Origin of the sequence: Methylobacterium sp., from assembly GCF_019745455.1 — a bacterium.
Lineage (GTDB): Bacteria > Pseudomonadota > Alphaproteobacteria > Rhizobiales > Beijerinckiaceae > Methylobacterium.
This window is the reverse complement of the sequence record NZ_JAIETD010000013.1, coordinates 66,735-77,416: the sequence shown is the minus strand read 5'-3', so window position 1 is coordinate 77,416 and position 10,682 is coordinate 66,735. Positions and strand designations below refer to the sequence as shown.

The window sequence follows — 10,682 nt, the reverse complement described above, 5'->3', positions numbered from 1 at the left end:
AGTCTGCCTCATCCGGCGATGGCCGACACCTCGCCCTCGAGATCATTTCGCACGCGCATCCTCTACGTCACGCCCGAGATGGCGGATTTCGTGAAGACCGGCGGCCTCGGTGAGGTCGCGGGTTCGCTTCCACGGGCCTTGCGGCGCCACTACGACGTTCGCGTCCTGATCCCTGGCTATCGCCAAGTCGTCGAGCACTTCGACCATATCCCGGTGGTCGCCCAGATTCCCGGTCATGCCGGCCTTCCGCCCTGTGAGCTCGGCCTCGTCGAGACCAGCGATGGCCTGTCGGTCTACGTCCTCCTCAGTACCGATCTCTATCAGCGCGACGGCAGCCCATATGGCGACGCTGCTGGCGATTTCGCCGACAACGATCTGCGCTTCGCCAGAATGAGCCTCGCCGCGGCTGAGATCGCCCGCGGGCTCGACCCATCCTGGTCGGCGGACTTGCTGCACCTCAACGACTGGCAGACAGCACTTGCGCCGGCCTACCTGGCCTGGACTGGTCAGCGCATCCCGACCGTGCTGACGATCCACAACCTCGCCTACCAAGGCCTGTTCTCGGCAGAAGCCCTCGGCCGTCTCGGCGTGCCAGACGATGCCTTCCAGATGGACGGCGTGGAGTTCTACGGGAAACTGTCCTTTCTCAAGGCCGGCATTTTCTACGCTTCCCACGTCACCACGGTGAGCGAGACCTACGCTAGCGAGATCATGACGGCCGAGCACGGCTGCGGCCTCGACGGGCTGCTGCGCACGCGCGCGAGCCAGGGTAGGCTTGCCGGTATCCTCAACGGCATCGACGAGACTTGGGATCCGCGTACCGATCCGCACCTCGCGACCCGCTTCGAGCCGGATGATTGGAAGGGCAAGCGCGCCAATGCAGAGATGGTCCGGCGTCAGTTCGGGCTCGCCGTCTCGCGGGGGCCGCTCTTCGCCATCGTCTCGCGTCTCGTCCACCAGAAGGGAATCGACCTCAGCATCGCCGCTGCCGAGACCATTGTCGCTCAGGGCGGCCAGCTCGTAGTGATCGGTCAGGGCGAGACCCGGTTCGAGGGAGCCTTGCGCGACCTCGCCAGACGCCACCCCTCCGCCGTCGGCGTCCATGTGGGGTTCGAGGAGAAGGAGGCACGGCGCATGTTCGCTGGCAGCGACTTCCTGCTGATGCCTTCGCGCTTCGAACCCTGTGGCCTTGCCCAAATGTACGCCCAGCGCTTCGGCTCGCTCCCCATCGTCCGTCGTACAGGTGGCCTCGCCGATACGGTCGAGGATGGCGTGACGGGCTTCACCTTCAGCGAAGCCTCGCCGCGTGGCTTTGGCAATGCGATCCGCCGTGCTTTCGAGACCTTCGGCCAGAAGAAGCGGCTCAACGCAATGCGACGCAAGGCCATGTCCCGTAGCTTCGGCTGGGATGGCTCTGCAGCGAATTATTCGGATCTCTACGGCCGGACCATCGGCAACGGCACACCATTCCGGACTCAGCTAGTCAGATGAAGGGCCGAATGCGGCCCTTCTCGAACTCTCAAGCATCACGCTCGTCAGCGATCCCGGATTTTTACCCCTCGCGAACGAAGATCGTCGTCGCGAGCGGCGGCGCGGTCAGCACCACCGAATAGGGCTGCCCGTGACTCTCGACAGGCTCTGCATGCAGGCCGCCCAAGTTGCCGACGTTGGAACCGCCGTAACGTTCGGCATCACTATTTATCGCCTCGCGGTAGAACCCACCTTCGGGAACCCCGATACGGTAGCCATGCCGCGGCACCGGCGTGAAGTTCGACACGACCACCGCCACCTCGCCCGACTCGCGGCCCTTGCGCGCCCAGGCAATGACGCTGTTGTCCTGGTCGTCGGCGACGAGCCACTGGAAACCGGCCGCTTCCGTATCTCGAGCATGGAGAGCCGGAGTCGAGAGGTAGAGGTGGTTGAGGTCCCGTACCAGATCCTTCACGCCGGCATGGAGGCCGTCGCCGAGCAGATGCCAGTCGAGACTCTGGTTGTGGTTCCACTCCCGCTCCTGTCCGAACTCGCCACCCATGAAGAGCAGCTTCTTGCCCGGATGCCCCCACATGAAACCGAAATAGGCCCGCAGGTTTGCGAATTTCTGCCAGCGGTCGCCCGGCATCTTGCCGAGGAGCGAGCCTTTCCCGTGTACGACCTCATCGTGTGAGAGCGGCAGGATGAAGTTCTCCGAGAAGGCGTAGAGCAGGCCGAAGGTGAGGTCGTGGTGGTGGTAGCGGCGGTGGATCGTCTCCTTCGAGACGAAGTTCAGGGTGTCGTGCATCCACCCCATGTTCCACTTGAAGCCGAAGCCGAGGCCGCCCGTATAAGTCGGGTGCGAGACGCCCGGCCATGAGGTCGACTCCTCCGCGACCGTGATCGTGCCGGGCGCGTGGGTGTATGTCGCCTCGTTGGTCTTGCGCAGGAAATTGATCGCGTCGAGATTCTCGTTGCCGCCGTACTGGTTCGGGATCCACTCGCCCTGTCGGCGCGAGTAGTCAAGGTAGAGCATCGATGCCACCGCATCCACGCGCAGGCCGTCGAGGTGATAGTGTTCGAGCCAGAACCGGGCATTGGCGGCGAGGAAGGTCGCTACTTCCGTGCGCCCGAAATTATAGATGTAGGTTCCCCAATCCTGGTGGAAGCCCTGGCGAGGGTCGGCATGTTCATAAAGATGCGTCCCGTCGAACTGGCCAAGGCCATGGGCATCGAGGGGAAAGTGGCCGGGCACCCAATCGAGCATCACGCCGATGCCGGCCTTGTGGGCTTCATCGACGAAGGCGGCGAAATCGTCCGGCGTGCCGAAGCGGCTCGTCGGGGCGAACAGCGAGACGGGCTGATAACCCCATGAGCCGTCGAACGGGAACTCCGTGATCGGCAGCATCTCGATATGGGTGAAGCCCATCTCCTTGACGTAAGGAATAAGGCGTTCGCCGAGCTCTCGATAGGTGAGGTAGCGATTGCCCTCTTCGGCTACGCGAGCCCAGGAGCCGAGATGAACCTCGTAGATCGAGATCGGGATGTGGCGAGGGTCCTTGGCCCCACGCGTCGCCATCCATTTATCGTCGCTCCAGGCAGGATCGTTGGTGCCCTGAAGGACAGAGGCGGTCTCCGGCGGCTGCTGTGCGGCAAAAGCGACAGGATCCGCCTTCAACGGAAGCAACGTGCCGTCGGGCCCGGTCAGTTCGTACTTGTAATGAACTCCGGCCTTCAGGCCGGGAACGAACAGCTCCCAGATCCCGCCATTCTGCCAGAGGCGCATGGGATGACGGCGGCCATCCCATTCGTTGAAGTCGCCGACGATGCTGACCCGGCGGGCATTGGGCGCCCAGACGGCGAAGCGGAATCCGTCGATGCCGTCGACGGTCTTCGCCTGAGCGCCAAGGAGGCGATAGGTGACATTGGTGCCGACCTCGCGCAGGGCGTCGACATCGGTCTGGTTCAGGGACGAGCCGAAGCCGTAGGGATCGTGCCGATGATGCTCAGTACCGTCCCAGGTCTGGTAGGCGATCTCATAGAGTGGCCGCCCCTGACTCTCGACGCGCGCGACGTAGAATCCATCGGCGTGGCGCCGCTCGAACGGCACGCGTCCACCACCGACGAGGAGGGTCGCCGATTTCGCCTCGGGCAGTACGGCTCGAACCTCCCAGATGCCGGAGCCGACCTCGTGCGGGCCCAGCACGGCGAAGGGATCGCCGTGACTGGCTGACATGATCGCCGCGATCGCATCGGGACCCACGGTCTTAGGAACAGGCGCCGACGACGTGCCGACAGGCGTTACGTCCGAGGCCCCATCTGTATGGGAAGAATGCCCCGTCTGATTCGCAAACGTCTCGTCGGCCACCGTCATTCATATGCCTCTCTTGATGTCGTCCAGAATGGTCAGAACCCCCCGGGCGGGGATTTCGATCCAGTCGGGACGGTTGTTGGCTTCGTAATCGACCTCGTAGAGGGCCTTGGTCAGCAGACAGAGCTTCAGCAGCCGACCTTCAGTCCCCTCATCGGTCACGGCGGCCCGGCTCTCCGAGACTGCCGCCCGATATCCCTCCAGGAACGCAGCATCGATCATGCCGCGCCAATCCGAAGCGGCACGGCGCGCACGTGAATGCGAATCCGCGAAGCGTCCGGTGATCTCGCGGGTGACCGTTTCTGCCCCGTAGGCGAAGGACCGCAGCATGCCGGCGACGTCGCGCAGGGGCGTCGCCTTCGCTCTCCGCTCGTCGGCCGGCCGCGACGGCTCGCCCTCGAAATCGACGATGACGAGATCGCCTTCCGAAGCCAGCACCTGGCCGAGATGGTAATCCCCATGGATACGGGTCTTCATCGCACCCTTGGGTACCGTCGCGACCAGTGTCTCGATCGCATCCTCGACCTCGCGACGGCGGCCGAACAGCTCCGTGCTCGCAGCATTCGACTGGCGCCCCGCCAGGGCTTCCAGCCCACGGAAGGCGCGCTCGCCCTGGAGACGTGTGTCGTCGCCGAGCGCCCGCAGGTCGTCATGAGTGAAGGGCTCTGCGGCGAAGGCCGCATCCTCCGTCTCGATCGCGAACGCCTTGTGCATCTCGGCCGTGCGGCGTCCGAGCAACTCGGCCCAGCGCAGATGATCTCCGAAAGCCTCTTCGGCGGTCGGCGCTTCGCTCTCGGGGGCGAGCACCACCGTGTCGAAGTCGCGCCGCAAGCCCTCCAGCATCAGGGTCCAGGCATCACCCTGATTGGGGACGAACCTCTGGAGAACGGCCAGTGCCGTGCGGGAGCCGGATGCGTCCACATGCTCGAGTATCCCAAGGAGCGCAGGCGTGTTCGAGAAACCCGCCGTCTCGGTCAGGAAGCGGCCGATCTCGATCTCGGGATGGATGCCGGTCTGCAGCCGCCGCAGCAGCTTCAGCATCATCTTCGAGCCGATGGCGATGGAGGTATTGCTCTGCTCGGCCGAAAGCCGGCGCACCTCTCCGGCCTCCACGACGACGTCGCGGTCGAAGGCAGAGGTCGTCGAGAACTCAAGCCGCCCCGATTCGCTCGGAACCGAGAGCCCGGCGCGCATCCCCTCGATGATTGCCACGGCGAAAGACGACGAGGCGGCCGCGCCGTAGAGCAGCCCGGTGCGCGGACCGCGCCGGACGCGCGCCACGGCGAAGGGCATCAGTGTCTCGTCCTCGCGGCCCTCGTCGACCGCGACCGGCACGAAGTAATCCTGCCGTTCCCCCGTGGCGAGATGGACGGCGACGCGAGGTAGGAGGAACTTCGCCTCTCCGCCACCGTCCTTCAGCGTGACGCTGTCGATCACCTGCACGGACTTGATGCGCGAGCCCTTGGCACCGAACCAGCGGCGCGTACTGATGAAACGTGGCGCCACGGTGCGCTCGAACGCGATCCGCTCGCGCCCTGCCATCAGCGTCTCGATCCCGCCGGTGAGGACGAGTGTGAAGAGCTCGGGAGCCTCCGGCTGCGGACCGACCTCGCCCGCATTGGCGGCGCTAAGGGAGAACCAATAGAAGCCATAGGATGGCAGCGTCAGCAGATACGGCAGGTCGCCGATCGGTGGGAATTCCGAACCGCCGGTCAGTTCGATCGGGACGGCGCTGCGAAGCTCGGAGAGGTCGAGCTGAACCGCCTGGGGTGCCCGCGACAGGTTGGCGACGCAGAGCACCCGCTCGCCCTCGAACTCACGGATCCAGGCAAGGACCTTGCGGTTCGACGGATAGAGGAACTGGATCCCGCCGCGACCCAGCGCGACGCTGTTGTTGCGGATCGCGATCATGCGACGCGTCCAGTTCAAAAGGCTCGTCTGCGACTGGGTCTGTGCCTCGACGTTGATCGCGTCGAAGCCGTAGATCGGGTCCTGCACCGATGGCAGGAACAGCCTCTGAGGGTTCGCACGCGAGAAACCGCCGTTCCGGTCGGGGGTCCATTGCATCGGCGTACGCACGCCGTCGCGGTCGCCGAGATAGATGTTGTCACCCATGCCGATCTCGTCGCCATAGTAGAGCACCGGCGTACCAGGCATCGACAGGACGAGGGACTTCATCAGCTCGATCTTGCGCCGGTCGTTCTCCAAGAGCGGCGCGAGGCGGCGGCGGATGCCGAGATTGATGCGGGCGCGGCGCTCGGCGGCATAGAACGACCAGAGGTAATCGCGCTCTTCCGCGGTCACCATCTCGAGCGTCAGTTCGTCGTGGTTACGCAGGAAGATCGCCCACTGGCATCCCTCAGGGATCTCCGGCGTCTGGCGCATGATGTCGGTGATCGGGTGCCGGTCCTCGCGGGCGATCGCCATGTACATCCGCGGCATCAGCGGGAAGTGGAACGCCATGTGGCATTCGTCGCCGTCGCCGAAATACTGCGCCGTCTCCTCCGGCCATTGGTTGGCTTCGGCGAGGAGCATCCGGTCAGGATAGCTGACGTCGAGGGCGGCGCGGATCGCCTTGATGACCGTGTGGGTCTCCGGCAGATTCTCGCAATTCGTGCCGTCACGCTCGATCAGGTAGGGGATCGCGTCGAGACGCAGGCCGTCGACTCCCATGTCGAGCCAGTAGCGCATCACCTCGATGACGGCCTCGAGCACGGCCGGGTTGTCGAAGTTCAGGTCTGGCTGATGGCTGTAGAAGCGGTGCCAGAAATACTGCTTGGCGACCGGATCCCAGGTCCAGTTCGAAACTTCGGTGTCGAGGAAGATGATGCGCGTGTCGGAATAGGGCGTGTCGGTATCCGACCAGACGTAGAAATCTCGTTCCGGCGATCCCGGAGGCGCCTCGCGGGCGGCCTGGAACCAGGGATGCTGGTCGGAGGTGTGATTGATGACGAGTTCGGTGATGACGCGGAGTCCGCGTTCGTGCGCGGCGTCGACGAACCGCCTGAACTCCTCCATCGTCCCGTAGGACGGGTTCACCTCGCGATAATCGCCGATATCGTAGCCATCGTCGCGCAGCGGCGACGGATAGAACGGCATCAGCCAGATCGCCGTGACGCCGAGGTCCCGAACATAATCGAGCTTCTGCGTCAGCCCCTCGAAATCACCGATCCCGTCATTGTTCGAGTCGAAGAACGACTTGACGTGGATCTGGTAGATGATGGCGTCCCGGTACCATTGCGGATCGCTGCGATCGATCATCGCGTCGTTGCCTCATGCGTCGAGTTCAAGGGTGGATAGGACGAATCCGCACCGGCGGCCGGGAAAGGCTTGGCTGAGGCTGGGCGTCGGCCGGAGCTTTGGCTCCAACTTCTGGGCGACAACACGACGGTCAGCCCGGCCGTGATGTTTTTTGCTGACACGCCCGCCCTCATCACGCAACCCGGCGCGGCACCCGCAAGCGCCAGATGATCGTCGAACGCTCGGCCGGATCGAGGGCGATCCGGTGCGACTTGCCGCGAAGCTCGAACTTGTAGCCCTGAAGCAGGTCCTCGACCTCAACCGCCCCGTCTTCGGGCTGGCCTAGCAGCCAGAGAGGTACCTCGTAGGTGCATTCCTGGCGGCTGCGCGGATCGAGGTTCACGAGGACGAAGACGCAGTTGTCGCGCTCGGGCGTCACCTTGGCGTAGGCCAAGATCTGTTCGTTGTAAGCGCCGGTGAAGACGACGTTCCGGAAGTCCCACAGGGCCGGATTCTCGCGGCGGATGCGGTTGAGCTTGATGATGTGCTCGCGGATGTTGCCGGGCTTGTGATAATCCCAGGCCTTGAGCTCGTACTTCTCCGAGTTGAGGTACTCTTCCTTGCCCGGATAGGGTTCGGCCTCGCAGAGTTCGAAGCCGTTATAGATGCCGTAGACCGATGAGAGCGTCGCCGCCAGCGTCGCGCGGACGATGAAGCCGGCGCGACCGCTCGTCTGAAGATAGACTGGATTGATATCCGGCGTGTTGGCGAAGAAATTCGGCCGGTAATACTCCCCCATCTCTCCCGCGAGTTCGGTCGAGTACTCGATCAGCTCCTGCTTCGTGTTGCGCCAAGTGAAGTAGGTGTAGCTCTGCTGGTAGCCGGCCTTGGCGAGCTTCTTCATCATCTTCGGCCTGGTGAAAGCCTCGGCGAGGAAGATGACGTCGGGATAGCGCTCGTTGACCGCGGCGATCATCCATTCCCAGAACGGGATCGGCTTGGTGTGCGGGTTGTCGACGCGGAAGATGCGCACCCCGCGCTCCGCCCATCCCATCACGATGTCGCGCAGCTCGATCCAGAGCGAGGGCAGCGCGCCGCCGTAGAAATGGACGTTGGAGATGTCCTCGTATTTCTTGGGCGGGTTCTCGGCGAACCTCAACGTCCCGTCGGGCCGCCATTCGAACCATTCCGGGTGGTTCTTGATCCAGGGGTGGTCCGGCGAGCACTGGATCGCGAAATCGAGGGCGATCTCCATGCCGTAGGCATGGCTCGCCGCCACCAGGCGCGAGAAGTCGTCGAGGGTGCCGAGTTCGGGATGCACCGCCTCGTGGCCGCCCTCCTCGGAGCCGACGGCGTAGACCGAGCCGACATCGCCGGGCTGGGCCTTGAGGGTGTTGTTCTTGCCCTTCCGATTGGTCTTCCCGATCGGGTGGATCGGCGTGAAATAGAGCACGTCGAAGCCGAGCTCGCGGATCTCGGGCAGGCGGCGGATGACGTCGTCGAAGGTGCCGTGGCGGTTCGGATCGCCCGATTGCGAGCGCGGGAAGATCTCGTACCAGGCCGAGAACCGGGCCGCGAGGCGGTCGGCGATGACCGGGATCTCGACCGGATAGCGCGACAGGTTCACCCGCTCGGCATTGCGGCGGATCAGGGAGGCAGCCGTCGGCGCGAGGATGCGGTCGAGCTGCGACGCCGATCCGGCCTCGTCGGCTTCGAGTGCAGCGACGAGGTCGGCCAGGGCGGTAGCGTCGGGGCCCGTGGCAAGGCCGGCGGCGGCCTTCACGAGGGCGACGCCCTCGATCGTCTCGAGACGGACATCAACGCCGGCATCGCGCTTCTTCAGGGTGTCGCGGACCCAGGACGAGAAGGCATCGCGCCAGGCCTCGATGGTGAAGACGTGGCGGGCGTTGCGCTCCAGCGGGAAATGCCCGCGCCAGCGATCATTGTCGACGAAGACCATCGGGTCGCGGCGCCACTCGGTCTCGCCAGCAGCACGCGATAGGATCTCGGCGTCGATGATGTCATGGCCGTCGCTGAAGATATCGGCCGTCACCTCGACCTGCTCGCCGACCACGCGTTTCACCGCCGAACGGCCGCCGTCGATCTCCGGCGAGACCGCCTCGATGACGACGCGGCCGCGGCCATCCGGGTTGGTGGGCCGCGGCCAGCGCGTCACCTTCGGCTGGTCGGCGGCGAGGATGCGGACCTCGCCGGGCTGCAGGGTGACGGCATCGCCGACGCGGAAGGCGATCGGCGAGGCGTCCGGCGTGCGGTCGATGAAGGTGCCGATCATGCCGCCGGTACGGGCAAGGATCGCGGTAGCATCGACGGGGATCGGCGCCGCCGTCGGGTTGTGGAGCACGAGCACGGCGTGGCGGGCCGAGGCCGCGTGGCCGGTATCGAAGCGGATCAACGCCACGACGTCGGCATCCGGCGCCGAGATGCGTGCCTGGGCGCCCTCGACATTGGCGGCCGGAAGCTCGGCGCGCAGAGCGTTGACCGCTGCAACGAAGGCGGAGATGTCGATACCGGTCTCGGATTCGCGGCTTTCGGGCGTCGTCTCGACGACGTGCAGGGCGCGGGAATAGCCCCATTCGTAGCCGATCGGCATCAGCACGCCGGCTGAGAAGAACGCAGCGAGTGCGTAGCGGGCCTTCAGGTGGCGGGCGATCTCGCCGGCATCCCCCTCGGCCTCCGCCGCGAGCCGCGGCATGTCGTGGTTCTCGGGAAAGGCGATCGAGGGCGCGATGATGCGAAGCCGCTCGTACTGCTCCAGGGCCCAGGGTGCCTTCAGGTCCCACCAGGCGAAGGAATTGAACAGGTAATCGAAGCCGGCTCCGGCAGTCGCCTGGGCCTCCTCGAAGGTGCAGCCCAGCGTCTCGGCGGCGAAGAGGCAATCCGGCTCCAGCGCTTTCGCCGACTGGATCAGCACGCGCCAGACCTCGGGCGGCACCTTGTAGGCGGCATCGCAGCGAAAGCCGCGCACGCCGAGGTCCTGCAGGCGGTTGATATAGGCTGCCCAGATCTTCGTGAGTTCCTGAGCGGCGGCCTCGGAATGGTAGTTGAGCTCGGCGAGATCGCCCCAGACCGTACGGATCGACGGGTCGTCGGGATCGACGGCATAGGGGCTCTCGGGCTGGCCGTGTTCGTCGAGGACGAAGAGGTCCGGCCGCTCCCGCGCCAGCGGGCCGTCCTTGGCGGTGTGGTTGACGACGAGGTCGGTCATCACCGAGAGGCCATGCGCCTCGGCGGCGGCGCAGAAGCGGCGGATCTGCTCGTCGTCCGAGGTGCCGTCATGATCGCGGAAGCGCTCGTCGAGGCGCTCGATATCCGAGACGGCGTAGAGGCTGCGCGAGCCGCCGGTCTGGTGGAAGGGGTTGAGGTAGATCCAGTCGAACCCGAGGGCGGCGATGCGGGGCAGCTCTGCAGTCCAGGCCGAGACGCGGCCGACGAGGAGCGGGAACAGGTTGTAGATCCGCGGCCCCTCGGCCCGTGGCGCCAGGGTCGCCGGAAGGGCGACGCTTCCGGCCTTGGCCTGCTGCACGGAGGTCGTGGCGGGTGGCTGTGCGTTCATCCTGTCCCTCGTCATTCTTGCCACCAA

The 10,682-nt window shown here is 65.2% G+C and carries 4 protein-coding genes; 1 reads left to right on the top strand and 3 read right to left on the bottom strand.

All coding sequences use genetic code 11. The features are described from left to right. Positions 1-18 precede the first annotated feature (18 nt). Entirely contained in the window at positions 19-1,491 is a 1,473-nt protein-coding gene (gene glgA / locus K2Y56_RS01815; RefSeq protein ID WP_292504397.1) for a glycogen synthase GlgA, read from the top strand. Between the two features lie 61 nt (positions 1,492-1,552). Here the strand turns inward: glgA and glgB are convergent, their stop codons facing one another. The 3 genes from glgB to K2Y56_RS01800 form a co-directional block, all read right to left on the bottom strand. Next, positions 1,553-3,706, bottom strand: a complete 2,154-nt coding sequence (gene glgB, locus K2Y56_RS01810) for a 1,4-alpha-glucan branching protein GlgB (protein ID WP_292504285.1) — start codon at positions 3,704-3,706, stop codon at positions 1,553-1,555. Positions 3,707-3,844: 138 nt separating this feature from the next. Further along, positions 3,845-7,102, bottom strand: coding sequence for a maltose alpha-D-glucosyltransferase (treS, locus tag K2Y56_RS01805; protein WP_292504282.1), 3,258 nt, complete (start codon positions 7,100-7,102; stop codon positions 3,845-3,847). A 172-nt stretch (positions 7,103-7,274) separates the two neighbouring features. Continuing rightward, on the bottom strand, positions 7,275-10,655 hold the full coding sequence (locus tag K2Y56_RS01800) for a maltotransferase domain-containing protein (protein ID WP_292504280.1): 3,381 nt from the start codon (positions 10,653-10,655) through the stop codon (positions 7,275-7,277). Positions 10,656-10,682: the final 27 nt, after the last annotated feature.